A 24,790-nucleotide genomic window follows, 5' to 3' on the forward strand; every position below is an offset into this window, starting at 1 on the left:
CTCCCGTTTTTCTTTGACTGAGATGTTAGGTCAGTAAGCAATCGCAAGTGGCACAAAGGCGACGATAAGCAGTGCCGTGGCCATGGTGGCCAATGGCAGTAATATCTTCTCGTTTCTGTACCAGAAGTTCTCGCCAACCACTTCTTCCTTGGATAAGCGTACCTCTTCTTCGCCGACCACCTGCCTCGTCAACAAGTGGTTCAATGCTACCGGCGGGCTGAGATAACCCAATTCGAAGGCCACCAGTGTAACCATCCAGAAGTGAACCGGATCAATACCACTTTCATAGGCAATACTCGCGATCGTGGCACTCACCAGAATCACAGCACCGTACGGGTCCATAACCATGCCGATAACGACCAGAATACCAACCAACAGGGCCATAGCCAACCAGATAGAGCTGAACTCAGTCGGTACCATCGTCATGACCTCTGCACGCTCAATAACACCACCGATACTGACCGACATCCCCATCAGCATCAACAGCGCACCGATGTGACCCGTGGTCTCCGTAGTCGCTTCACGAATCGTCTTCTCGATAGAATCACGACCTTGTTTAAGGTCGTCGTAGCTCTCTTCAAGACGGTGACCCACGTAATCAATATTCAGATTTTCACGCTTCAGGACGTCTTTTTCCTGGTTAAGGCGCTCATAAATAAGAATAACCAGTAGCAATACAGGCAGAATGATAGGCGCTGAGAATTCGTCAAGGTACGCATTCAACAGAAGTGCATATACAACGAGCGTTACAGCGATCAGAATCACATATGGTATCAGCGGCTTTAACGCCTCTTTGAATTCAGGCCAGACATTGCCATCCGGACGTTGAATTGCAACCGGTTCTTTACGGGTGAGAAGAGCATAGGCAGCGAACAGGACGGTCGTCAGGAAGAATACCTTAACCCCCCAACCGAACAACTGGTCTGTAGTCACCTCATTATTCAGCGCTGCAACGATAACAACCAGCAGGCATGGACGCAGAACAACACCCAAAGAGCCTGACATTGCGGTAGCCGCCAGCGCCAGCTGACGTCGCGCCCCAGCACGGCGGAGCTCCATGTAGATCAAACCACCTACTGCGATAACGAAAATACCTGAACCACCAGTGTAAGCGGTTGGCACTGCAGCCAGAGCTACGACGGCAACAGCCAACATCTCAGGTGGTAACTTGAGCGGGCGGAAAATATTGAACACCTTCTGTGCCATCTCAGTACGCTTAAGAAGCATACCGATCCACACGTACAAGCCTACGTTAAGGAATAACTGAGAAAGCTCCATCATCTGATTCAGGTAAATACCAATACCCGCTGGATGCCCCGCAAGGATGAAGTAGGTACCAGAGATCAGACACATAGTGGCATACAGAGGTATCGCCAGCTGAGCCTTAAGGAAGTTACCCCCTGGCTCGGCGTCTTTAGGAATAACCACCATCTGATAGAGCGTCAATGCGAGCGGCGCTCCAAAGCCGAAGATCCACAGCCAGTGGAGCACTGCATGCTCGGTACTGACCTCAATCCCTGCCGAGAAAGCAACTTCTTTGAAGCTGTATACGGAGTAAAACAGAATGGCAAATGCAACGAATTGAGCGCCCGCTGCAACGCGATAATCCATCGCCGTTACCATAGGTCTCAGGGCGATGTGGTGACGACGGAACAGTGCTGTACCACCGCAGATCAGAACGAGAATCGCCAGCATAATCCGCTGGGTCGCCATACCTAATTCACCGAAGTTGGCGACACCCAACTCGACTGAACGGAAGATTTCAACAGCCGGAGTAATCCGGTCTTTTGTCGCATTGTACTGATCGTACTTGATCTCACACTGAGCCTGAGCGGCCTCCAGTGACTTCCGCATCACTGCGGGATCTACCGGCTCTGGCGCGAACAGGTCAAACTCGTCCATTGGCTGGTTATTTCGTTCTTCGACGATTCTGGCCAGCTCAGTATCAATATCCATATTGAGGTTACAGGACGGCTCAACCGGATCATGCCGAAGCATAAAGTATCCTTCCCAGACACTTTCACCCAATTGCAGTAATTGCGCATGCATCGTGTGGCTGGTATTCAGAATAATGACGAATACCAACACCAGGAATGCAGGAAGCGCAGCGAGCCATTCGTAAATCGTACGGTTGCCCGCACGTACGTGCTGCTCCATGAAAAACACCTCTTATATTATAAAAGAACCGAAGCCGGACGGCTTCGGTTCATCCCCCAATGTCCGCTTCCCGGAGGCAAATGCCTGGGAAGACAAGACGTGTTACTTGGTCTTACTCAAGATTTTCGACACACTCCGCTGCAGAGCCATCCGCCTTACAACGCAGGTTTTTGAGAAGACGCAGCATTTTGCCATCATATACGCCTTCATCACGCAGTGTGATACGCACCTGACGCAGCATTTCGTTATATTCTTTTTGCTGTGCTTCAGGCAGGTCTAACCAGTAATGGTCTTCGATTTCTTCTGTATGCTGCTTGATACTCTTGATCGCACGATCGAAGAGACTTGCAACGAACTCACGGGACTTCTGCGTATATTCATCGCTGAACTGCTCACGATGGAATACCAGCTGAAAGTCCAGATAAGCGAGGTTGTATCTCAGAATCGCACCGTTCTCGCCCAAGCCTTTGTACATTTCCAGAGGCTTGTATGCGATTGCTGGGGCGTAGGCGATATCAACGCTGCCGTTGTTAAACTTACCAGAGAAGTTAGCTGAGTTTGACGGAACGACCGCTGCACCCACGTGGTTCACCATTTTGATTGATGGTGCGTCATAGTCGAGTGTCGCAATCTTCTTGCCCGACATTTCTTCTACGGTATCGATGCTTCTGTCATTAACGAACAGGTACACAGCACCAGCCGGAATAACACCACCGACGGCGTAACGCTCAGTCTGCATGAACTTTGCCGCATTTGGAGCGGCTGTAGTCATGACCACCTGGCGCATGATCTCATCAGTTGGTACGGCACCAATCGCTTCGATGGTAGACGCGAACTTACTGAAAGGACGCGCACGAGCCCCCGTCATTACAACACCATCACACTGCTCTGCTTTGAAGTCATCAGAGGCAATTTTTTCATCGGTGTAAGCGTGAAGCTTGATTTCAAAACCTTCCGCGAGTGCAAACTCGCGATAGTCTTTCATCAGACCAAACATCGGCCCACTGTTACCCAGTGGGTCATAGATGCACAGGTCACGTTGTTCTACAGCGCTCGCAAAAGGCGCCAGGGTCATCGCAGCGATGGCCAATAATTTACGCATATCCAATCCTTAATCTAACAGGTCGTCAATATCCATCACGGGGGCAGCACTTTCGTCCACATCATCCCAGAAAGTACCAAACTCACCTACCGGCGTACGCGAGCCAGTAGCATCAGTCCACATACGGTCAGAAACCGCACGGATCTGACGACTTGCTACAACATCAAGCAGGCGGTAGTCGCGATGGCTAGGGTTAGTTTTAAGTGAGGCTGCGTGACGACGGATAGCTTCCTTCACACGATCCGTGTGACCACCACCATCAGCAACAAGAATTTCTACAGCATGAGCGAGACGAACACCGTTTTCGGTAGCGGTGCGCGACGCAGTTTCCAACTCGACCCAAGGGTCAGTTGCGTTTTTGTCTGAGCTGTCTGGCATGAGGATTTTCAGACCGGCTGATGCAGCAGCAGGAACACCCCAGTACTCTTCGTTATCGAGACACTGAAGACCACGTACCGCCTTCATAGCGATATCTTTAGGAACGTTCACAACGCTTTGTGCCTTCAGATCATTCAGTACAGACTGGAGGCCAGCAAGGTTACCCAGTGTCCAGTAAACACCCTCGTCATAGTTGAGTCGTGGGCACTTCTCACCCGGTTCACCAAACTCATCCACCATGTGTTGGTATGCGCGATACTGACGAGTTGCGGCGATAGCGTACTGACGCTTCTCACGAACGCGTGCATCTTTTGCTTCATTGATATTCTGATTTTTGAACGCCCGGATATAAGCAAGGCTTTCCTCGACAGCGGCTTCTTCCGCACATGCGCCCGCCATCATGTTCATCATGAGATTGGCCAGGTCATCGGTCGAAGTAACACGGGTAAATGCGTTAATGAGAGGCTGAAGGCCCTGAGTAGTGGAACAGGCAACACCTACGTCATCAATAGTCATTGTATATGGCGTTACATGACGATCGGTAAGGTCATAAACAACCCACCCCATCTGCATGTAAATGATGCTACAACCGGACAGCGTGAACAGAGTCATTGCTGTAATTAGAACGCGAGAGAGAAACGACATGACGCCCCCATCAGAATCAATGTTGTTGTTATTATTCTCCGGGTAATAAGAACCCGGAAGGTTCGTAGCCCAGAGAATATCTGGTTTACGCTACGAATACCAATGTAAACCAACCAAATTGCCTTCCCGACGTAAGCTATTGGAAAAGTTGCGCCTCAGAAAGGTTAATTGGTGCCAAGCGCCTTTTGGGCACCTACCCACTTCTGTGACATTTTTTTACAGAAAATCGCCATGAAAAAACTTGTCTGAACCAGTCCAGTAATAAAAATTGTCCGAAAGTGGTCATTTTTCGCCACCGAATAAGGTCTATTAAAGCCATTTACAAGGATTAACAACCCCACTAAATGGCATGGTTGCACTTTCCTCGCAGCAGGATTACATACAAAGATAAACAAGTGTCTATAATTGAACATCGACTGCAAGCAATGCGGACAAAGTCACACCCTTACACTCGGTAGTTGCAAATCCTGATCAGGCCGTCATATTGATAAGACAGACGACAGGATTGGAGGGAGTCTCTCTGAACGATCTCCTGATACGGCTGACCCGTTTAGCCGTAGTACACAGTAAGATCATTGACTGCACACCGCAGACGCTGGGTTCAGACCGCATCGTCACTCCCTCTACCGCTCTTCAAATACCCCCCTCGGAAGACACACGTACCGACTCTGGAATGGTTGAGCACTTATGCTATGCCCGCGGGTTTCTGTACCTCTGTGCTCCGCTCTATGACGCAATCAGGAGACTGACTCTATGGCCGCGCGTAAATCCGATACCAAACTGTACGTTATCGACACCAATGTTCTGATTCATGATCCAGCAGCGATTCTGAACTTCGAAGAACATCAGGTCGTTATCCCTATGACAGTTCTGGAGGAGCTGGATAAACTGAAGATGGGAAAGGCATCCATCGCGACCGACTGCCGGGAGGCGATAAGGCAGATAGACCGCATTATCGGAGATGCTTCTCCGACAGAGATTGCCAAGGGCATACCGATCGAGCGTCCCGATGGTGATTACCAGGGACACTTCTCAATACTGCTAGACACTTTCCAGACTCCCAGTCGCGCTCTTCCTGACGACCTCAATGACAACAAGATCATCAACAGCCTGGTGACACTGCAGGAGAAGTATCCAAACCGCGAGACCATCCTGATTACCAAAGACATTAATATGCGTCTGAAAGCGCGCGGCTGTGGTGTAGGCGCTCAGGACTACCAGAATGATCAACTCCTTTCTGATGTCTCTCTTCTTGAAACCGGTTATCACCACGTCGATGGCTCGTTCTGGGAAACACAGGAGCAGGTCGAAACTTTCCACGACGAGACAGGCACCTACCACCGGATTCCATTAAACCAGCTTCCGGATGATATGGTGATCAATCGCTTCATTACTGACGACAAAGGCTTTATTGGTAAGGTCCACCAGATTGGAGAAGAGGCAGCGCTCATCAAAGACTTCCCAAAAGAACAATTGATGCAGACAAGTGCCTGGGGGCTCAAGCCAAGAGATACCGCCCAGGCAATGGCGCTCAACCTGCTCCTCGACCCAGACATTCACCTCGTCACATTGTCGGGGCAGGCGGGCTCAGGTAAAACGATTCTGGCGTTGGCAGCAGCGATTGAGATGACAGTCGCAACCGGTCAGTTCCGTCGTATCATCGCCACACGGAGTACCCGCGGGCTCGATGAGGATATTGGCTTCCTGCCAGGTACCGAAGCAGAAAAGATGGAACCGTGGCTGGGCGCAATCACCGATAACCTCGAAGCGCTCCATTGTGATGATGAAAACGCCACCAGCAGCGTCGACTACATTCTGCAAAAGGTGCCTCTGCAGTTTAAATCACTGAACTACATCCGTGGTCGAAGCTTCCAGCACAGCCTCATCTTAATTGATGAGTGCCAGAACCTGACACCACACCAGATGAAAACCATCATCACGCGCGCAGGCGCAGGAAGTAAGGTGATCTGTCTCGGCAATCTGGCACAGATCGACACCCCCTACCTGAATCCAATCAGTTCAGGCCTGACGTACCTGATAGAACGCTTCAAACATTTTCCGCACGGAGGCACCATCCATTTGCAGGGGTCGCCACGCTCAGAACTCGCAGAGTATGCCGAAGCACATCTTTGACGCTTTCCTTACCCTGAACTATAAACAGTAGAGGGCCTTTGGCCCTCTTACTATTTATACACATTAAGGTCATGGATAAGGATTATGAGATATCTGCTCGCATGTATGTTACTGAGCGTTTTTATGCCCGCAATCGCAGCGGATGACGAACCAGTAGAGAAAATCTACGAACTTGAGTTTGAAACCGACTCCAGCTGGGCAAGTATCGAAATTCGTGACGACGCTGTGTTCGTAAACGCTCCCGCCGACAGTGCCATGAGTATTACGGCCAAAGATGGGCTACGTGCATACAACATATCCCCGAAGAAGATATATCTCAGAGCTAAATCACGTGGCGTAGTGAATATGAACCTGTTCGTGCGTTCGAAGAATAACGTGCTCGGCCTGACGTTGTGCAAAGGTTCACGTAATAGTTATAGCTGGATCAAGTCAGATGAATCCCGACAGAAGAATGACCTGAAAGAACCTGACCACTGCGAACAACATGCACTGGTACTCAATCTGTTCTGATGACAACTCATTTTCCGGACGGTCAGCGCGAATACGAATCAACTGGCCGCCCGGCAGAGTATCTCAGTGACGAAGAATGTCTTCCGTGAAATCACCTTTAAACATTGGGATTTCGTGAAGCTCCTTCTCTCCCTCCATACCGAAGTACATCCGGCTGTCTTCCGGCGGAAAGACCTTAAGGTTTGATTGCGTACTGATCAAACGCTCTCCATGCATCATGTCTTTCAATTTCAGGTAGATTTCTTCGTAGCTATCACCTTTAAGCTCGATTTCAACCTCAGTAGTAAAACGGAACGACATTTTAGCCATGGCGATTCTCCTGAATACATCTTCTTGGATACTGCCTCAGGCTAGTCGGTTTTCGATCATCCAAAAGTAAAATTTTTCTCAGTATGCCGAATTAAACTGAACGACCCTACTGCCAAAACCCTCTGGAATAAAGGATACATAAACGGCCACTACAGCGTTTTCAATCGGTCACAGACAGAAGGTGTCGTGATTCTTCAGCAAACCCGGTGCCGACTTCCGCGTAGTAGTTAAAAACAACATCTACTCCGAGGTCGAGGAGTTGATTTCTTTCGTCTTCGTAGCGGGCGACGGCCGCTGTTTTGCCCTGATAACCAGCGATCTTCATCATCTGCAGTGTCGCCAACATTTCCTGCTGGGAAGGAAGCGCCAGCATGACCAGACGAATATCGCAGAGGGATGCCTGCTGCCAGAACTCAAGGTCGTCCGCATCGCCAGAAATGATATTAAATGACTCACTACGAAGTTTTTCCGCCCGGTCTGTATCAGATTCGAGCCCCCACGCGCTTGAGGTATCACTACCATGAAGTGCCTGATAGGCTCCCTTACCTACCCGCCCCATACCGACAATGAGCACATCAAATGATGCCGGCAATTTCAGCGACTGGTGCGCCCCTTCACGTTCAAAGCGATTTATCGTTTTATACATGCGAGCGTAGATGGAATGCGCACGGCGGAAAAACACGGTGCTGATAAGAAATGAAACCGACATGGCCAGGGCAATCATCACCAGCCATTCTTCACCTAGCCAGGACTGCTTAACGCCCATATCAGCAACAATAAGACCAAACTCACTGTAATTACTGAGAGCCAGCGCAGTCAGGTATGCTGTCCGGCCCGACAATCCAAAAATAATAAACGTGAAATAGAAGAGTACGAATTTAATTACGAGCAAGAGCGTCAGCCCTGCCGTCACATACAGCATCTCAAGTGTGGGTAGCGCAGCGAAACCGATTGATAAGAAAAAACCAATAAGGAACAGATCCTTAAAACTCATCAGTGTTTTATAGAGTTCCGAAGACTTATTGTGCCCAGCGACGAGTACACCTAGGATCAGAGCGCCAAGGTCTCCCTTTACACCCAGGGCATCAAACAGCTCGTAGCCTCCTAGCGCAAGAAACAGCCCCGTCAGCGGTAGCAATTCACCATGACCTGAACGCTCCATGACCCAGTAAAGCACCGGCCGAAGCAAAGGTAACAGGAACAGCGCCAGTGCCCATTCATCCGGTACTTTACCGGTGGCTGCTACCAGAAATACTACCGCAACAATATCCTGAACAATCAGAATACCCAGCGCCAGGCGCCCGTGCCGGACTTTCAGCTCTGAGGCCTCTTCAAGCATTTTTACGACGGCCACGGTCGATGAAAAACTCAACGCAAAGGCGACCAGCGCCGCCGTTACGAGATCGACTTCAAAGACCTGGCTCAACCCCAGCCAGGTTGGCACAGGTAAGGCCGCTATACCCAGGAGGATCCAAGTGCCGCTCTGCACAAGCGTGCCACCCCATACCTCTTTGCGGATGAGAGTACGAATGTCCAGTTTCAGGCCAATAGTAAACAGCATCAAGGTGATGCCCAGAGACGCCAACTCATCGAGCAGAGGCGTAGCCTCTCGACCCAGTGCGTTAAGAACGAAACCGGCAATCAGAAATCCGATTAACGGTGGCAAGCTGAACTGTCGCGCCACCAGACCAAACACAAATGCAATCAGAATCCAGAGGAAATCCATAAGTTGTCTCTACATTTCACCGGAGAATATGGCGGTGACTAAAAAGCCGCCTGTATACCAAAATACCCCTGGGTTTCAGATCCCATGCCCTGAACCCCCTGTGCAAAACCAATCACTACTGGCACCAGCGCCCGATACCCAATAATACTGTTCAAACGCAACTCTGCCCCGGTGCCCACCATAGGATCAGGATCATCCGATTCCGTCCAGGCTCGCCCACGCTCGAGAAATACGCGCACTTCCAGATCATCCAAGCCTAACGGCCAGATGCTCCAGTTGTCATTGATGGAACTCAACTGAGCCGCATAGACCAGTCGCTCACGGTCGTAGTAACGTCCAAACTGATTCCCGGCGTCAAAGCCGCGGAGACTCAACTGCTCCCGCCCAAAGAGAGAATAGTCTTCCTGTGGCGGCAGACCACCGAGCTGCCATCCAGGTGCACCTTCGGACGCAAATCCTGCATTCAACGAGAACGTCAGCGACTGACGTCCCGGCAGATCGAACATATAGTTAAACCCGGGCTGGACGTGAACACCTGAAAAGTCGTCGTTGAGCAGAGAAAAGTCTTCTGCAACCAACTCTGCACCCGGCCCGAACCCTCCGGGAGAATGAAGTAGTCCGCGCTGATCGTTGAACGTCAGTGCGAGGCCAACACTGTGTCTCTCAGCTGCTCGATCTCCTGAAATCACGACGCCGGGCTCTACCCTGTCGATCGATATTCGCCGACTGACCAGCCCCGAATGAAGGCCTAAGCGATCACGCATCGCCTGCACCAACCAGTTTCTCTGAATACGCCACTGCTGATCTTTAAGCACGGTAAATCCGGGCACCGTTTCATTGATATCAAACAATTCATTTTCGACATCGTACCCAAAAAGCCAGCGCTGATACTGATAAATCAGAGTCATATCGAAGGCTTTCTGCTCTGTTCCATAGGCGAGATCGACCTGATAATTGTGACGTCCGAGCGCGTCAGTCCCCCCAGTACTTAAACCAACATAGGTCGTATCTTCCGTGCCATAAAACACAGGTAACCAATAGTGTGGACGAAGCGTTGACCATGGCTCATAAGCAGCAGGTTCAGATGCTTCCACCTGATTCAAGCTTATTGCCTGGGTTGTTGCCGCTTCATCATCTACACCTGCGCGCGCCAGCGGCAACTCAGTATTTCTCAACAGAAAGCCACCCGCCGTGTATTCCTGTGACCACAGCCTGTCCCCTGTAATCCAGGGATCAAATGACTTTGTGGTATTCAGGTTGTCAGAGGTCAGCGACAGTGCATTGCCGTTCTGCCACTCATAGAGACCGAAGGTACCGGAGTAGTCCGCCACAAAAAGCAGTCGGTCATCCGTTGTAAAACGCGGCTGCGCTTCGTTTGCCGCCGAATCTGTCAGCAAGGTCCAGTCGCTGTCAGCGACATCCTTACTGGCTAACTCCCAGGATCGTCCCGGAGTTTTAAAAGCTGCAATAATTTCAGTGCCGTCACTCTTTATATCAAACGCACCGACGTACTCACCGTACTCGCCACGCCAGAGCAAGGTCTCAGTGCCATCTTCCGACAGCAACAAGAGATGACTGAAGCCAGCTCTGAAACTCGTGAAGACAAAACCAGAGCCATCCGGCAGCCAGCGCGCATCCGAAACACGGGCTCCCTGTGTCAAGGGCACCCAGGTCCCCTCATCCAGCAACCAGAGGTCAGCAGAGTAGCGACCGCTTGCATACGTCAGAGCACGCACTGCGATCACACGCCCGTCGGATAGAACATCAATCGAGGTAATGTCTCTGCCGTCGGCTATGTCAGTACAGTCTGCATCAACGCCTGTACAACGCTGGAGCACCGGGCGGTCTTCGTCATCGCTGGCTACGTAATAAACCGCCTGACCATCTGATCCACTGACCTGCTGACGCAAGGTTGTCGCAGGCAGAGTTTCCGCTGAAGAAGCAAGCGACGCATTTTCGTCGCCAAACCTCTGCTCCATAGCGAGACGAAATTCAGTCCACAGCATGTCGAAGTCACGACCATAGATACGCCGCGCGGTACTGTTAAGCATCAGGTAAGGAAAAATTTCACCACTGTAGAGACTCAGCCACATCTGCAGCTTCTCTTCACCGTAGGTCTGAATCAGGTACTCGATGAAAAAAGCACCATACAGATAGTACTGACCGTATGGCCAGTCACGGCTGCTGATCGCCGCTTCACCAAGCGACGCGAATTCACCACTGCGTACTTCTTCACGCATCTGCATTTCATACCAGCTTGATGCAAGGCGACCCGTGCCCGCTTCATAATCTGTCTCCAGATAAACAGCTAAACCTTCAATCAGCATGGGAGAAATCAGAGAGTGCGGAAAAAAGAACAGTACACGTCCAAACACTGAACGAAGTTTTTCGGGCGCCCCACGGCCCATCTCCATGTGCAGGATATGCACGTACTCATGGCGGATAAGCAACGCCAGCCAATCATCGTAATTCTCAAGACCATTGAGATCATGGGGTGGTGTCAGATAGAGCCTGATTTGCGAAAAAGGAAAGAAGGTCGCCCACCCGTTTGCGATGTCCTGATCATCAGAGAGCACCAGCTGGGTTCTGGCTACGGGAGGGGTTGTAAAAAACGGCATCAAATCACGGTGCGCCTGCTCTGCAATGTTCAGCGAGTGAAGTGCCAGTGCCTCATAGGCGGGATCTGATGCAGGGTAATGAGCATCAAAATGCTCCGAACTGCGTGTCAGCCACCCCTCAGCTCCGGGGCCGTCCCAGGCAACGGGTTCTGCGATGGCAGTCAAAGGTAATAAAAGAAGTAGTAGGAGCAAACGACAAAACATAATCAGCCTTCCATGAAGAGTCACGCCATCATATCCGAGTCATGTTACTCCGCAAGGTGTATTGGCCGGGCGTGTACCGTAAACTGCGCGCTTTGACTTCTCTGCCGGAACCATGTGATGGAACTTGATATTATTTACGAAGATGAGCATCTGGTCGCAATCAATAAACCCAGCGGCCTGCTGGTCCACCGTAGCGAAATCGACCGCCATGAAACCGCCTTTGCCCTGCAGTTGGTGCGCAATCAGTTAGGCCAACGAGTCTACCCTGTACACAGACTCGATAAACCGACGTCTGGTGTTCTGGTCTTCGCACGTCAACCTGAAACCGCCAGCCTGGTCGTCGAGCAGTGGCGCCAGCGCGATGTCGAAAAGCACTACCTGGCCATCGTGCGTGGCTATATGCCAGATTTCACGCACCTCGATTACGCGATGTCGCCTCCGGTCGACAAGTACGCGAAGCATGAACGCATCAAGCCACCTCAGGAAGCCATTACAGATTTCACCTCACTCGCTCAGGTCGAGATACCCGTCGCCATTGATAAGTACCCGCAGTCGCGATATTCGTTAATTGACTGTCGTCCTCACACCGGGCGAAAGCATCAGATACGCCGGCACCTGAAACATCTGAGTCACCCTATTATTGGTGATGCCCGATACGGTAAAGGGAGGCACTCGAGATATTTCCGGGATCATATGGATGCACCACGATTGTTACTGCATGCCTGGTCATTGGAGATGTACCACCCGTACACTAATGAACTGCTAACCCTGATTGCCCCACCTGACCGGACAATGCGTCAACTTTTCGACCGCTTCGAATGGAACCTGGCCTTACCGGAATCATTGCAGTCAGAGCTCCAACACCCTCCGCACCCCTCTATGGATGCATTCTTACTCCCTCCGGAGCTCCGAAACCCAGAGAAACCGTGACCTGCGCACGGTTACCCACACTTTCTGTGGATAACTTTATGGATAAGTTTTTTAAAAGTGGCTGGAACCCGCATGAAACAAGGGGTGCTGTCATTTTGCTGAAAAAATTAACAGTAAATTTTCCTATATAAATCAGCAACTTATAGATTGACAATTCTATCGATAAGAAATTGACACTATCCTGTCAGTCCTGTGACGCCATCGCATTTTGATGTGCATAACAAGTTTTAAGTAGTTTTCCGCTGTCAACACCCGAACGCAGGTTTTGAAGCTTTTTTTTAAAAAAATGTCGTAGTTTGTCCCTGTTAAGTTTCCCACAATTTCTGTGGATAACTTTGTGAGTAATAATTTAAAAACTCATTCCAGCCCCGATAAAATGGGCATAAAGCTTAGATTGTATATTTTTTAACCAAGCAAAAAGTCTATATTTTTCAATGACTTATGAAAATCAATAGATACTTTCATATTTTCTACGCCAGATTGACACATTTATTCGGCCACTATTGAACATGTGCATAACAACGCACCAAAATAAACCTAGACGCACTGAAAAAACCCTAAAAGGATCGTTGACATTCGCTTTTCGGGTCAAACCATCGCCCTAGCCGGGAAGGGCGCATAAAGTTTCCTTTCTGGATAACTATCAGCATAATTTGTGGATAACTCGTTTAAAGCCGCACCCTGGCTGACATGAGGTTATTCACAAGAGGCACACGGCCGCGCTGAGGGTATAAAAAAACCCGCTGAAGCTGGTTTCTAAGATGGTGCATCAATTATGACGACTTATATACCGAGTCGCTCTGCGAGCTTATCTGCTTCCATGTATCCAGGAATCAGTTGGCCATCAGAGGTGACAATAGCAGGGGTACCGCCTACACCAATGGCACGCCCCAGATTGTATTGTGCTGCTACCGGAGACTCGCAGGAAGCCGTGGCCACCAAAGACTGCATTTCACCGCGCTTCTCGTCAAATGCCTTCATGGCCGACTCTCTGTCAGATCCGGAAGCATTCCGTACACGACTATATGCACCAGACAATTCGCCCTGCAATGATTTAATTTCTGTCATAGCGTCAGCACGATCACCCTTGTCCTGGCACCATACGTAGTTAATCTTATTGTAAGATTCGGTGTAACCACCGGTCTGATCAAAAATACCTGCGCGCGGATACGCGAGGTAACGGACAGTTATACCCTTCGCATTGATATCGTCCATTTCTTGATGGAGCTTCTGGCAATAGCCACAATCAATGTCCGTAAACACATTAATGACTGCCTTCTCATCTCCCTTCGCAGGAAATACGACCGTATCAGCATCGGGAATGGATGCCATTTCTTTCTTGCGTAACGTCACTTTGCGCAGGTCACTGACGTTATCCAGCCCGCCCTCACTGAATTTGTACAGGGTATTCTGATAGATGAGGTAGTTGAGGTCAGGAGTCATATGCATTAAAGACCCATCGATCATAACCACTTCATAAATCTGACCATCACCCAGTGATACCACCTCGGTGACATCAGCCCGCGGGCCAAGCACTTCCTTCATCTTGGCTTCGATGGTTTCTTTCAGCTTCGCATTGTCAGCGAGAGCCGGCGCGCTCATCAGCATGGCAGCGACCAGCGCGGTCAGTGTCTTCTTCATATCTTTGCTCTTCTGCATTCGTATGTGGCTTTCTCTCAACAGGCTGACCATAGCAGGAAACCGTATCTTTCAGGCACAAAAAAACGGGCGCGAGGCCCGTTTTTCGGTAAAGAAAGGTATTCCCGGAGGATTATACCTTTTCTTTGATACGTGCAGACTTACCGCTACGCTCACGCAGGTAGTACAGTTTCGCCTGACGCACGTCACCACGACGCTTAACAGCAATGCTGTCAACCAGTGGGCTGTGAGTCTGGAAAGTACGCTCTACGCCAACACCGTGAGAAATCTTACGTACGGTGAAAGCAGAGTTCAGACCGCGGTTACGCTTACCGATAACCACACCTTCGAACGCCTGCAGACGCTCACGGTTGCCTTCTTTTACTTTAACCTGTACGACAACAGTGTCACCAGGGCCAAACGCAGGGATAGCATCTTTCAGCTGTGCGTTTTCAATCTGCTGAATGATTGGGTTCTTGTTGCTCATTGTTCGCTCCTTAACAGTCTGACGAGTGCTCAGCCGCGTTCTCGTCAAGGTATTCTGTCAATAACTTTCGTTGCTCGGTTGTCAGTTCCAGTTCAGCCAGTAAGTCTGGTCTGCGTTGCCAGGTTCTGCCCAGTGCCTGCTTTAAGCGCCACTGGCGGATTCTTTCGTGATTCCCGCTCAGCAATACCTCAGGTACCGCTTCACCTTCATACACTTCAGGCCGTGTGTAGTGGGGACAGTCCAACAAGCCATCCATAAAGGAGTCCTGCTGCGCCGACAGTTCGTGCCCTAATACGCCAGGAACCAACCGGATCACGGCATCCATCAACGTCATGGCAGGTAATTCACCACCGCTGAGTACGAAATCGCCGACAGACCATTCTTCGTCGACTTCCGCCTCAATCAGACGTTCATCAATACCCTCGTACCGCCCGGCTACTAAGATCAGTTTGTCGTACTGAGCAAGCTCAAGCACACCTTCCTGATCCAGCTTGCGACCCTGAGGTGACATATAAATCACCTTAGCGCCTTCACCGGCCGCTGCCTTTGCAGCATGGATGGCATCCTTTAATGGCTGAATTTTCATCAGCATTCCGGGGCCACCGCCGTACGGTCGATCGTCCACCGTCTGGTAATTGTCGTAAGCGTAATCTCTTGGATTCCAACAGGTCACGCTGACTTTTTCCTGTTTAACTGCACGTCCGCTGACACCTTGTCCGGTCAACGCCTGAATCATCTCAGGAAACAGAGTTACAACACCAAACCACACCGGTCTTCACTCCTCTCTGGCCCTGTTGGCCAGGGGTTAAAAATCCGGATCCCAGTCCACCTGGATCACACTGCTGTCCAGATCGACCTCAAGAACATATTGCTCTACAAAGGGAAGTAAACGTTGCTGCTGATCGATGCTGCCCTCACAAGGCGTCACCGTCATCACCTGATTACCACCACCAGAATCAAACAGTTCTTTCACCTGGCCCAGCACCACACCTTCGGTATTTACTACCTTGAGTCCGATCAGCTGGAACCAATAATGTTCATCTTCTTCAAGCTCAGGAAGCGCCTCTTCAGGAACCCCGACCTCACACTGATGTAAGCTCAATGCCAGATCACGGTCTGTAATGCCCTGAAGGCTTGCCACCAGACCTTTACCCTGAGGTTTACCCTGAAGTACTTTGAATTCCTGCCAGCGATTATCCTTACGGATGTGCCAGACAGGGTACTCCAGAATGTTTGTCATCGGCTGCGTGTAGGAATACACCTTCACCCACCCTTTGATGCCAAACGCAGTGCTTATTTTTCCCAGAACGCGAATGTTCTCAGACACTGCTTACCCCCGGTTAAGCTGAATTACGCTTCTTTTTTAGCAGCGTCTTTCAGCAGCTTCTTAACACGGTCAGTTGGCTGTGCGCCTTTACCTACCCAGTACTCAACGCGTTCCAGATCGATACGCAGAGCTTCTTCCTGGCCACGAGCAATCGGGTTGAAGAACCCAAGGCGCTCGATAAAGCGACCGTCGCGAGGCATGCGCGCGTCAGCTACGTTGATGTGATAAAAAGGACGTTTTTTAGAGCCGCCGCGGGCTAAACGAATAACTACCATAAAGTGTGTCTACTCCGGTCGTTTTATCTAGTGGCGGGTTTTGAAATCGCCCACCGTTCAACATCCCTCAAGACCAGCGTTACGCAGTTAGCGTGCTGCCGACTTGAAGGGCCTGGGGGCCGCCGTACAGGCAACCCACACAAAAGGGCGCGTAGTGTACGCTAACTGCCCCCAAAACCGCAAGTAAAAGAGCGGCCCGGGAAGCCCGACCAATACAGCATTGTATTCAGGCGCAGGATAGATAATATTCGCGCATTCTAAGATCCTCTCCAGGCTAAGTATTATGAGCACTATCCAGACGATTCAGGACAAAGCCCTCGCCCTCAAGAACAACCGCGCTTTCGAGTTGTTTGTGGTGGGGGTCATCATTATCTCAGCGCTTCTCGTGGGGGCGAAAACCTACGCCATTCCGGATGCCGTATCACAGATGATCGTCTGGCTGGATGTCGGTATCACCTTCCTGTTCCTGTTTGAGATCATCGTCCGCTTTATTGCTGAGCCCAATAAGAAACGCTTCTTCCACAATGGCTGGAACGTCTTTGACACTCTGGTCGTGGTTGTCAGCCTGATCCCGATTGATAACAGCGATATGGCTCTGGTAGGCCGGCTTGTCAGGGTCTTCCGGGTGCTTCGTATGGTCTCGATCATCCCTGAGCTGCGCATGCTGCTGAACTCTCTGGTACGCGCACTGCCTCAGCTCGGATACGTTGTGCTGCTGATGTTCATCATCTTTTATATCTACGCAGCCATCGGCGCGACCTTCTTTGCGCCCATTAATCGTGAACTCTGGGGTGACATTACCATCTCTATGTTGACCCTCTTCCGGGTGATGACCTTTGAAGACTGGACCGACGTTATGTACGAGACCATGAAGGTCTACCCTCTGTCATGGAGCTTTTATCTGTCGTTCATTTTCTTCACCGCGTTCGCCTTCCTTAATATGGTGATCGGCATCGTCGTTAACGTACTGGAAGATGAACACGCCAAAGAGCGAGCAGAGAAGGACGAAGAAGAAGGCAACGCTTCCATGAATGATCTGCGTGACGAAATACAGGAGCTGAAGTCCATGATTGCTCGCCTCGAGCAACGCAGGAGCAGTGATCAGTAAATATTGCACTTTTATGACATGGGAATGACTTTCGAGGTCATTTCCGTCATATAATCGCGCTCTTCATCAAGACCCTAAAGTCACCGACGGACCCAGTTCCATTGTCGCGACCGGATTCAGGTAAGGTATGAACTACACTCTTTTCGACTTCCTCCAGCTCATTGGTGCCCTGGGCATCTTTATTTTCGGTATGAAGATCTTCAGTGAAGGCCTTCAGAAAGTGGCAGGGAGCCGCCTCAAGTCGGTGCTTAGCGGCATGACCCGAAACCGTGTTACTGGTGTGTTCACCGGCTTCGCTACGACCACCATCACCCAATCATCGACGACAACGACCGTGATGGCCGTCAGTTTCGTAAACGCTGGTCTGCTGACATTCGTCGAGTCAACGGGTGTGATTATGGGCGCCAATATCGGTACCACAGTGACCGCCTGGATCGTCGCTCTGTTTGGCTTCAAGATGAAGATCACCCCCATCGCCATGGCAGTGATCGGTCTCTTCTTCGCGTTCCTGTTCTCCAAGAACAGCCGCTTACGCAACATCGCCGAGACCATGGTTGGCTTCGGTATTCTGTTTATTGGCCTTGAGTTCATCAAAAATGGCGTGCCTGACATTCGCAGCAACCCGGAGATACTGGAGTTCCTCGATATGTTCACGGGGTTCGGCTACGCCTCACTGCTTATTTTTGTAGTCATCGGCACCCTGCTCACCCTTGTTATGCAATCATCTTCGGCGGCTACAGCGGTGACACTGGTTATGCTGTTTGAGGGCTGGATATCCTTTCCGCTGGCGGCTGCTATGGTTCTGGGGGAAAACATTGGTACCACAGTCACCGCCAACCTCGCCGCTATGGTGGGGAACGTTCACGCGAAACGGGCAGCCCGCTTCCACCTGATATTCAATCTGATCGGGGTTGCCTGGATGTTGGCCGCCATTTATCCGGTCATGCACCTGATTGATATGGTGGTCCAGAACTTCTCAACGGCACCGGTTTCTATTCTGAGCGATGCCCCTGAAGCCAGACCCAACGCAACCCTGGGCCTGTCGCTCTTCCATACCTCGTTCAACATCCTGAATGTCATCCTGCTGTTTGCCTTTATTCCTTATATCGTGCGCTTTATCGAACGCATTCTTCCGGAGACCGCGGGCGGGGCTGACGACTTCCGCCTGAAGTACATCAGTGCTGGTGTGATGACCTCTCCTGCACTAGCGCTGGAACAGGCCCAGAAGGAAGCTCAGCAGTTTGCCGGGATACTTAATCGTATGCATGCTGACGTCGATGAACTTCTGTTCGACAACAAGGCATCAAGATCCAGGCTACTCAAGCGCATCGCTGCGGCTGAAGAAGCCACGGATCAGCTGGAAATCGAGATTTCCGACTATCTCGTCCGGGTCAGTGAGAACACCAACCTTGAGCACGACCTGACAGAGCGCATTCGCTTTCTCCAGACCATGATCAACGATATGGAGCGCATCGCCGACATCTACTTCCAGATTTCGAAACTGTCAGAACGGCTGTATGAAGCACGAAGCCATTGGCCGGATGATGCCCGGGCTGACATGGTGCAAATGATGGAAGCACTCAGAGCGGCTGTAGAGAATATGCAGCAAAGTGCCTCAATGGAGCCTTCGGAAGTCAGTCTGGAGCGCGCTATCGAGCTTGAAAATCGTATTGACGAATTACGTGACTCTTTCCGTGACACCCACTTCCTCCGTCTCGAAAATGGCGACTACAGCCCCCGTGCCGGCGTCATCTTCATTGATGTCCTCAACCGGATTGAACGCATCGGCGACCATATCCTCAACGTCAATGAGTCTGCGGCGAACCACCGACTCAAAGCGCAGCGCGTGTAATCCCGAATGGCAGTCTGTTCACTGTGGGGAACAGACTGTCGCTGAAATTACAGGAACCAACGACCTGTCTGGCTCTCTCACAGAGACATACTCTCTGTGAGGAGCACATCATGAGCACTTCAGCCTCAACAACGAACACCCTTTTCAAGCCTCTGAATCTTGGTTCGCTTGAAATCCCCAATCGCATCATCATGGCACCGTTAACGCGCTGCCGCGCCATCGACCACCTGCCCAATGAACTGATGCGTGAGTATTACACCCAGCGTGCCAGCGCAGGCCTGATCATCACTGAATGCACTATGGTCACACCGCAGACGTCGGCCTTTGCCAGTGAGCCTGGTATCTACTCTGACGCACAGGTTGCCGAGTGGAAAAAAATCACGGATTCAGTTCATGCCGCTGGCGGGCGGATATTCATGCAGATCTGGCACGCAGGGCGCGCCGTTCACCCTGAGCTTAATGATGGAAAACCCGCGGTTTCCGCCAGCCCGATAGCTATCGAAGGTGGGTCAACAACCCCAGAAGGGCAATTCGAATATCAGAAACCAGAAGCACTCACTGAAGATCAGATTCAGGATCTGGTTAATGACTTCCGTAAAGGCGCTGAGAATGCCAAAAAGGCAGGATTCGACGGTGTTGAAGTACACGGTGCAAACGGCTACCTGCTGGATCAGTTCCTGCGTGACGGTGCAAACAACCGTGACGATAACTACGGTGGCTCATGGCACAACCAGGTACGCTTCCTGACCGAAGTACTGGACGCAGTCAGCGAAGTATTTACACCACACCGGGTCGGCGTGCGTTTCTCGCCATTGAATAGCTTCAACGACATGAAAGACAGTGACCCGGTGGCATTGGTTAAATACCTTGCGGCACACCTGAACCCGAAGGACCTCGCCTATGTCCATCTGATGCGCGCTGACTTTCTGGGCGAACAGAAAGCAGACGTGGTGACGCCGTTCCGCTCGCTCTATAACGGCCAGTTAATTCTTAATATGGGATATAGCCCTGAAGAAGCCGCTGATACCGTCGACTCTCACAATGCGGATGCAATCGCGTTCGGCACTGCGTTTCTTGCCAACCCTGACCTGCCAGAGCGCATTCGCCAGGGAGCAGAACTCAACGAACCCGACCCGAATACCTTCTACACGCAGGATGAAAAAGGGTACACCGATTATCCAGCGTTAGAAGCAGCTGAAGCTTAATCCAAAATACATAATATGAGAGCAACGCCGGGCATTTTGCCCGGCTGTTCTTTTATATTCCCTCCGGGCCTTCAGTCCGTGTTGCAATAAAACGGATATTTCAAAACATAAAAAGAACAATTCTCAGTCGTCTGGTTCATTACAAAAAACCACTCCTTACCCTAGTATTTACAGGCTTTTTGGCTTGTTCCGCACGCGTGCTCGCGCTATCGTTACCGGAGATATCTACTCAACCCGGAGCATCCCATGAAAGGCAGCCAACGCGTCATTGATCAATTACAAAAACTTCTCAATTGTGAATTGGCCGCCCGCGATCAGTATTTCGCTCACTCGCGCATTTACGAAGACATGGGGCTGAACAAACTCTACGAACGCCTTAGCCACGAAATGGAAGAAGAAACCCAGCACGCAGATGTGTTGGTGCGACGTATTCTTTTCCTGGAAGGCACTCCCGATCTTTCTAATGCAGACGATCTTAATGTCTGTGAAACGGTTCCTGAAATGCTACAAGCCGACCTGGATGTCGAGTACTACGTAGCTGACCTGCTGAAGGAAACGATGGAAATCTGTGAAGAAGAGAAAGACTATCAGACTCGTGAATTGCTTCAGCCTCTACTTTACGATACAGAAGAAGATCACGCTCGCTGGCTTGAACGTCAGCTACGAATGATCAAAATGATTGGTATTGAGAACTACCTGCAATCACAAATGTGAAGCTCTCTTTTTTATCAAAATAAGAAGCGCCATTATGGCGCTTTTTTTATGTCTGCTATTAACTTACATCAACTTTCCCAACGCGTGCTCTACAACCTGAACCCGCTCTTCCAGCGTATGAGGATGCGCAAGCAGGCCCTCGATAACATAAACCATCAAGCGGGCGCCCAGAACTGCCACCGCTGGCTCAAGACCTGCCTTAATGAGTTCTGATACTGACAACTGCTCCACCATCTGATGAAAGCGATCATGCCAGTCACGCACAACCTCGGAATGCGACACTCTGGAATGAACATCCGTCATCAATGAGCCTGAACTTTCGAATTGCTCAATCAACTTCAGCACCCGTTCCGTCAGAGGGGCGTTCTGCATGGCGATCACTTGAGGCATTGCCTGCATCACTTCACGGTTAAGCACCGCAACCAACAGGTCGTCCTTATTCTCGTAGTACCAGTAGATGGTATTCGCAGCAACGCCCGCAGCCTTAGCAACACTGGCCATCGACGTTTTGTCATAGCCCTGCTCTTTGAACAATGCCATAGCGACCGCTTCTATTTCTTCTCGTTTGATCTTCTGCTCTACGTGACGCTTGTTACGTGCCATTAACTGCCCAGCCACTTTCTTGATTGACGTTTAAGATACAGATGCGCTATCTTGAATGCCATTCAAGAAAAGAAAACCGAGAACAAAAGGCTAATACCATGAACGTATTGTCAGAGAATCGATTGAAAGGAACATTCGTAAATCAGGGTGTCAGTTGTGCAGCAACCCTTCACAGACCCACTACCGCCAAGGGCCCATATCCCACCATTCTGATGGTGCATGGTTGGGGTGGAACTCAACTCACACTAGTAACCGGCTTTATCGACGCATTTAACGAGGCAGGCTTTGCAGTGCTTACATTCGACTATCCGGGTTGGGGCGACAGCGAAGGCTTACCGCGCAATACCATCAGCCCCTGGAAGCGTGAAAAGACCGTCGAGGCGGCCTTGGCGTATACAAAGTCGCTGGCCGACGTTGATCAGACAAACATCATTCTCTGGGGGAGTTCCTTTGGCGGTGGCCATGTTGTGAAAACGGCAGCAGAACATCCCGAACTTCGCGGCGCGATTGCTCAAGTGCCGATGCTTGACGGTATGCTGGCAGTAAAAGCGGTTCCGCCAGCACGTATGATCCGCTTTGGGGTCGATATGATGCGCGATATGCTCAACCCGTTCGCAGCACACTACGTACCGATTGTCTCACCGGAAGGCGAATACTCCTCAATGGACCGTGACGGAGCATGGCGAGTGGAAGGCTGGATTTCAGACACATTGAAGCGCGAGAACGATAACCGTGTTGCAGCACGCTCACTGGCTACGATGGGCTTCTACCGCCCGCGGAAACATCTGAAAAGCATAAAAATCCCGATGTTAATTATTGGTGCCACCCGAGACACCGTAGCACCGTTTGATGAGGAAAAAGTACGTAAGCTGTCTTCTGAAAAGGTGGAGATACAAACCATCGACGCCAACCACTTCGATCCATATCTGGATCACTGGTTTGAAGATAACATTGCAAGACAGCTAAATTTCATTAAAAAGCTGGTGCCTGCAAACTACTGATCATGAGGTAGCAGGAAAATCTTCCGCGTTTCTTCCATGTATTGCTCAAATAATCCCTGAGCTTTCATCTCGCTCAACACCTGCTGCAGAGGTTGAGCGAGATCAGCGTGCCGCCGATGGAGCACGGGATAAACAACAATATCATCCTCAAATTCTGCGACGCGAATACCTGACAGAGTCAGCCCCAGTGACTCTTTCAACGCCGAAAGGCGCCCTGGGAAGTCCACAAATACATCGGAACGTCCTGCCAATAATTTATGAAGCCCCTGCTCCGGGCTCGTTATGGCGAACAGATAGCCCTCAGGCAAGCGAGCGGCGAGCATTTCACCCAGCGGCTCAACCCCACGCAGGTATTCAACCCGATAACTTGTCTTCTCCAGGTCTGCGAGACGCTCAAACTGAATATCCGGATCAACCGTCGCATACCCATACTTAGTCGTAAGAATCGACTCCCGCACGATAACAGCCGCAGGATTATCGTTCTCATAACCTGCAGCACGTAAGCCCTCGACGTCGATTTTACCAGTGTTCAATAGAGTGTTAGCGCGAAGTGGAGGATAGACACCATACTCCAGCGTAATACCTAAGCGATCAAATGCCTCAGAAATAAGCCGATGATACCAGGCCATGGTCAGGCTCTGGGCTGGGTCAGCCGTATAAGCCATAATAAATCTGGTTCGTTCGGAAGTGCCGTCGGCATGAGAGAAGAGCGATAGGAGAAGAAGAGACCAAAGAAAAACGCGGCTAACGTACCGAAGCCAGCTGAAAACTGTCATAAATTAAACCTAAAAATGCCTGAACAAACCAGCAGGACAGTAATAGATCCTTATCGTCGTCACACATTGCCAGCGAGCTATAGCTATACAATAGCAGGGCGTTGATAAATTACTTAATACATTCTGCGGCTTAAGATGCCATTCAAGCACTAGCAATCATCATCTCGACATAAGTATACCGCATCACCAACGCGGACCTTTCCCTCCTCAAAAATATCACCGTAGCCCCCCAGGTTCTGCTCAGCGTCGCGGACGATGGTTCTGAGAACCTGCGGGTCTTTCGATATTCCATGCTGTTCACGAACAACGGAACCGCACCTTGGTGCTGTATCAGAACATAAAATAGTGACCTCACCGACCTTCAAAGAACAACCAACCCAGGCTTGTTCAACCAGCCCTTCCATTTCAGGGAATGTTTCCACAACAAGATTTGGCCGGAAGCGCTCGATCTGCCAGTCCGAATCTGGATTCCTAGTCTTCAGATACTCAAGACTGGCCGTAGAAATAATATGAAACGGAGAGACCAGAAAGAAACTACCCAACACAGACACATACGTCTGCATCTCTTCGGGTAAATTATCGAGATCTGGAAGAGGCTCTCCGGGTAGGCGTTCGAACGTCGCTTTTAATTCATCAAGCCAGGTGTGATCGTCTTCTTTAAAACGCTGATAAAACCCCTTATCAGAAGCAGGCCTTAAAGCCTGAATGCGACTGGGCTGACCAACTAGCTCTGACAGTTTTACATCCACGTCCTCCGCATCTGATGGAAGACACTGACCATCAGGAAAGCGAATAGTGACACCACTGTGAATATCGCTGGGGTCAGTAAATTGTGCGCGACACTGCAAAAGTTGAGGGCGAAACTTACAGCTCTGAATCTCCTGACGAACGACATCCTGAACCGCCAGAATTCGATCGCCTCGTCCCCCCATACGCTGTACATCAGCCTCTGACAATGCCTCACCCGCCATCCCTTTCACCGGGTAACGCCAGACTGATTTAACCGTACCTACTTTAATCATCAGAACCTCCTCGTATCACCAAAGTAAACGAGCAAGTTCACAGGAACCATACGTTATAAGACGTAGCTAT

Annotated in this window: 22 protein-coding genes; 8 read left to right on the top strand and 14 right to left on the bottom strand. The window is 50.5% G+C overall.

What is annotated here, in order from left to right; genetic code table 11:
* Positions 1 to 30: 30 nt before the first annotated feature.
* The 3 genes from AC5E51_RS03155 to AC5E51_RS03165 all read right to left on the bottom strand — a co-directional run bounded on the left by AC5E51_RS03155 (position 31) and on the right by AC5E51_RS03165 (position 4,282).
* A complete protein-coding gene (locus AC5E51_RS03155; protein WP_068434908.1) occupies positions 31 to 2,157 on the bottom strand; it encodes a TRAP transporter large permease subunit in 2,127 nt (708 codons plus the stop codon).
* A 112-nt stretch (positions 2,158 to 2,269) separates the two neighbouring features.
* Positions 2,270 to 3,259 carry a putative solute-binding protein gene (locus AC5E51_RS03160; protein ID WP_068434906.1) on the bottom strand — a complete coding sequence of 330 codons (990 nt, stop codon included), beginning with the start codon at positions 3,257 to 3,259 and terminating at the stop codon, positions 2,270 to 2,272.
* 9 nt (positions 3,260 to 3,268) lie between these two features.
* The gene (locus AC5E51_RS03165; protein WP_301378109.1) at positions 3,269 to 4,282 is read right to left on the bottom strand and encodes a hypothetical protein; all 1,014 of its coding nucleotides are present in this window, start codon (positions 4,280 to 4,282) and stop codon (positions 3,269 to 3,271) included.
* Positions 4,283 to 5,035: 753 nt separating this feature from the next.
* Here AC5E51_RS03165 and AC5E51_RS03170 point away from each other — a divergent pair.
* Positions 5,036 to 6,415 carry a PhoH family protein gene (locus AC5E51_RS03170; protein WP_491778112.1) on the top strand — a complete coding sequence of 460 codons (1,380 nt, stop codon included), beginning with the start codon at positions 5,036 to 5,038 and terminating at the stop codon, positions 6,413 to 6,415.
* Between the two features lie 123 nt (positions 6,416 to 6,538).
* Positions 6,539 to 6,925 carry a hypothetical protein gene (locus tag AC5E51_RS03175; protein ID WP_491778113.1) on the top strand — a complete coding sequence of 129 codons (387 nt, stop codon included), beginning with the start codon at positions 6,539 to 6,541 and terminating at the stop codon, positions 6,923 to 6,925.
* Between the two features lie 63 nt (positions 6,926 to 6,988).
* Here AC5E51_RS03175 and AC5E51_RS03180 read toward each other — a convergent pair whose 3' ends face one another.
* From AC5E51_RS03180 to AC5E51_RS03190, 3 genes are all read right to left on the bottom strand, one after another.
* Entirely contained in the window at positions 6,989 to 7,234 is a 246-nt protein-coding gene (locus AC5E51_RS03180; RefSeq protein WP_068434898.1) for a hypothetical protein, read from the bottom strand.
* Between the two features lie 160 nt (positions 7,235 to 7,394).
* Positions 7,395 to 8,960 carry a cation:proton antiporter domain-containing protein gene (locus AC5E51_RS03185; RefSeq protein WP_491778114.1) on the bottom strand — a complete coding sequence of 522 codons (1,566 nt, stop codon included), beginning with the start codon at positions 8,958 to 8,960 and terminating at the stop codon, positions 7,395 to 7,397.
* Between the two features lie 38 nt (positions 8,961 to 8,998).
* Positions 8,999 to 11,782, bottom strand: coding sequence for a hypothetical protein (locus tag AC5E51_RS03190; protein WP_491778115.1), 2,784 nt, complete (start codon positions 11,780 to 11,782; stop codon positions 8,999 to 9,001).
* Positions 11,783 to 11,899: 117 nt separating this feature from the next.
* On the opposite strand from AC5E51_RS03190, the gene AC5E51_RS03195 reads away from it, so the two are divergent.
* Positions 11,900 to 12,712 carry a pseudouridine synthase gene (locus AC5E51_RS03195; RefSeq protein ID WP_491778116.1) on the top strand — a complete coding sequence of 271 codons (813 nt, stop codon included), beginning with the start codon at positions 11,900 to 11,902 and terminating at the stop codon, positions 12,710 to 12,712.
* A gap of 783 nt (positions 12,713 to 13,495) precedes the next feature.
* Here the strand turns inward: AC5E51_RS03195 and AC5E51_RS03200 are convergent.
* The 5 genes from AC5E51_RS03200 to rpsP form a co-directional block, all read right to left on the bottom strand.
* On the bottom strand, positions 13,496 to 14,353 hold the full coding sequence (locus AC5E51_RS03200; protein ID WP_491778117.1) for a DsbC family protein: 858 nt from the start codon (positions 14,351 to 14,353) through the stop codon (positions 13,496 to 13,498).
* A gap of 130 nt (positions 14,354 to 14,483) precedes the next feature.
* Positions 14,484 to 14,837 carry a 50S ribosomal protein L19 gene (gene rplS / locus AC5E51_RS03205; protein WP_301180663.1) on the bottom strand — a complete coding sequence of 118 codons (354 nt, stop codon included), beginning with the start codon at positions 14,835 to 14,837 and terminating at the stop codon, positions 14,484 to 14,486.
* Between the two features lie 10 nt (positions 14,838 to 14,847).
* Positions 14,848 to 15,606 (bottom strand): tRNA (guanosine(37)-N1)-methyltransferase TrmD, encoded by a 759-nt coding sequence (gene trmD, locus AC5E51_RS03210; protein WP_491778118.1) that lies wholly within the window; start codon positions 15,604 to 15,606, stop codon positions 14,848 to 14,850.
* A gap of 36 nt (positions 15,607 to 15,642) precedes the next feature.
* Positions 15,643 to 16,164, bottom strand: a complete 522-nt coding sequence (rimM, locus tag AC5E51_RS03215; RefSeq protein ID WP_068434883.1) for a ribosome maturation factor RimM — start codon at positions 16,162 to 16,164, stop codon at positions 15,643 to 15,645.
* A 23-nt stretch (positions 16,165 to 16,187) separates the two neighbouring features.
* Positions 16,188 to 16,439: a 30S ribosomal protein S16 gene (gene rpsP / locus AC5E51_RS03220; protein ID WP_068434880.1), complete on the bottom strand. Its 252-nt coding sequence runs from the start codon at positions 16,437 to 16,439 to the stop codon at positions 16,188 to 16,190.
* A gap of 283 nt (positions 16,440 to 16,722) precedes the next feature.
* Here rpsP and AC5E51_RS03225 point away from each other — a divergent pair, with 283 nt between their 5' ends.
* The 4 genes from AC5E51_RS03225 to bfr all read left to right on the top strand — a co-directional run bounded on the left by AC5E51_RS03225 (position 16,723) and on the right by bfr (position 21,318).
* The gene (locus AC5E51_RS03225; RefSeq protein ID WP_068434879.1) at positions 16,723 to 17,547 is read left to right on the top strand and encodes an ion transporter; all 825 of its coding nucleotides are present in this window, start codon (positions 16,723 to 16,725) and stop codon (positions 17,545 to 17,547) included.
* A 127-nt stretch (positions 17,548 to 17,674) separates the two neighbouring features.
* Positions 17,675 to 19,399 (top strand): Na/Pi cotransporter family protein, encoded by a 1,725-nt coding sequence (locus AC5E51_RS03230; protein WP_491778119.1) that lies wholly within the window; start codon positions 17,675 to 17,677, stop codon positions 19,397 to 19,399.
* Positions 19,400 to 19,509: 110 nt separating this feature from the next.
* On the top strand, positions 19,510 to 20,604 hold the full coding sequence (locus AC5E51_RS03235; RefSeq protein WP_068434878.1) for an alkene reductase: 1,095 nt from the start codon (positions 19,510 to 19,512) through the stop codon (positions 20,602 to 20,604).
* A gap of 246 nt (positions 20,605 to 20,850) precedes the next feature.
* Positions 20,851 to 21,318 carry a bacterioferritin gene (gene bfr, locus AC5E51_RS03240; protein WP_068434876.1) on the top strand — a complete coding sequence of 156 codons (468 nt, stop codon included), beginning with the start codon at positions 20,851 to 20,853 and terminating at the stop codon, positions 21,316 to 21,318.
* Between the two features lie 63 nt (positions 21,319 to 21,381).
* Here bfr and AC5E51_RS03245 read toward each other — a convergent pair whose 3' ends face one another.
* Positions 21,382 to 21,921 (bottom strand): TetR/AcrR family transcriptional regulator, encoded by a 540-nt coding sequence (locus AC5E51_RS03245; RefSeq protein WP_301388767.1) that lies wholly within the window; start codon positions 21,919 to 21,921, stop codon positions 21,382 to 21,384.
* Between the two features lie 98 nt (positions 21,922 to 22,019).
* On the opposite strand from AC5E51_RS03245, the gene AC5E51_RS03250 reads away from it, so the two are divergent.
* Positions 22,020 to 22,922 (top strand): alpha/beta hydrolase, encoded by a 903-nt coding sequence (locus AC5E51_RS03250; protein WP_068434869.1) that lies wholly within the window; start codon positions 22,020 to 22,022, stop codon positions 22,920 to 22,922.
* Here AC5E51_RS03250 and AC5E51_RS03255 read toward each other — a convergent pair.
* Positions 22,916 to 23,587 carry a type 2 periplasmic-binding domain-containing protein gene (locus tag AC5E51_RS03255; protein WP_297533789.1) on the bottom strand — a complete coding sequence of 224 codons (672 nt, stop codon included), beginning with the start codon at positions 23,585 to 23,587 and terminating at the stop codon, positions 22,916 to 22,918. The genes AC5E51_RS03250 and AC5E51_RS03255 overlap by 7 nt on opposite strands.
* 260 nt (positions 23,588 to 23,847) lie before the next feature.
* Positions 23,848 to 24,720, bottom strand: coding sequence for an MOSC domain-containing protein (locus AC5E51_RS03260; protein ID WP_301388768.1), 873 nt, complete (start codon positions 24,718 to 24,720; stop codon positions 23,848 to 23,850).
* Between the last annotated feature and the right edge of the window lie 70 nt (positions 24,721 to 24,790).

It is taken from the genome of Thalassolituus sp. (assembly GCF_984348125.1).

Excerpts from the sequence above, each read along its gene's own strand:
- AC5E51_RS03155 (WP_068434908.1), bottom strand. The coding sequence starts at position 2,157 with ATGGAGCAGCACGTACGTGCGGGCAACCGTACGATTTACGAATGGCTC.
- AC5E51_RS03160 (WP_068434906.1), bottom strand. The coding sequence starts at position 3,259 with ATGCGTAAATTATTGGCCATCGCTGCGATGACCCTGGCGCCTTTTGCG.
- AC5E51_RS03165 (WP_301378109.1), bottom strand. The coding sequence starts at position 4,282 with ATGTCGTTTCTCTCTCGCGTTCTAATTACAGCAATGACTCTGTTCACG.
- AC5E51_RS03170 (WP_491778112.1), top strand. The coding sequence starts at position 5,036 with ATGGCCGCGCGTAAATCCGATACCAAACTGTACGTTATCGACACCAAT.
- AC5E51_RS03175 (WP_491778113.1), top strand. The coding sequence starts at position 6,539 with ATGCCCGCAATCGCAGCGGATGACGAACCAGTAGAGAAAATCTACGAA.
- AC5E51_RS03180 (WP_068434898.1), bottom strand. The coding sequence starts at position 7,234 with ATGGCTAAAATGTCGTTCCGTTTTACTACTGAGGTTGAAATCGAGCTT.
- AC5E51_RS03185 (WP_491778114.1), bottom strand. The coding sequence starts at position 8,960 with ATGGATTTCCTCTGGATTCTGATTGCATTTGTGTTTGGTCTGGTGGCG.
- AC5E51_RS03190 (WP_491778115.1), bottom strand. The coding sequence starts at position 11,782 with ATGTTTTGTCGTTTGCTCCTACTACTTCTTTTATTACCTTTGACTGCC.
- AC5E51_RS03195 (WP_491778116.1), top strand. The coding sequence starts at position 11,900 with ATGGAACTTGATATTATTTACGAAGATGAGCATCTGGTCGCAATCAAT.
- AC5E51_RS03200 (WP_491778117.1), bottom strand. The coding sequence starts at position 14,353 with ATGAAGAAGACACTGACCGCGCTGGTCGCTGCCATGCTGATGAGCGCG.
- rplS (WP_301180663.1), bottom strand. The coding sequence starts at position 14,837 with ATGAGCAACAAGAACCCAATCATTCAGCAGATTGAAAACGCACAGCTG.
- rpsP (WP_068434880.1), bottom strand. The coding sequence starts at position 16,439 with ATGGTAGTTATTCGTTTAGCCCGCGGCGGCTCTAAAAAACGTCCTTTT.
- AC5E51_RS03225 (WP_068434879.1), top strand. The coding sequence starts at position 16,723 with ATGAGCACTATCCAGACGATTCAGGACAAAGCCCTCGCCCTCAAGAAC.
- AC5E51_RS03230 (WP_491778119.1), top strand. The coding sequence starts at position 17,675 with ATGAACTACACTCTTTTCGACTTCCTCCAGCTCATTGGTGCCCTGGGC.
- AC5E51_RS03235 (WP_068434878.1), top strand. The coding sequence starts at position 19,510 with ATGAGCACTTCAGCCTCAACAACGAACACCCTTTTCAAGCCTCTGAAT.
- bfr (WP_068434876.1), top strand. The coding sequence starts at position 20,851 with ATGAAAGGCAGCCAACGCGTCATTGATCAATTACAAAAACTTCTCAAT.
- AC5E51_RS03245 (WP_301388767.1), bottom strand. The coding sequence starts at position 21,921 with ATGGCACGTAACAAGCGTCACGTAGAGCAGAAGATCAAACGAGAAGAA.
- AC5E51_RS03250 (WP_068434869.1), top strand. The coding sequence starts at position 22,020 with ATGAACGTATTGTCAGAGAATCGATTGAAAGGAACATTCGTAAATCAG.
- AC5E51_RS03255 (WP_297533789.1), bottom strand. The coding sequence starts at position 23,587 with ATGGCTTATACGGCTGACCCAGCCCAGAGCCTGACCATGGCCTGGTAT.
- AC5E51_RS03260 (WP_301388768.1), bottom strand. The coding sequence starts at position 24,720 with ATGATTAAAGTAGGTACGGTTAAATCAGTCTGGCGTTACCCGGTGAAA.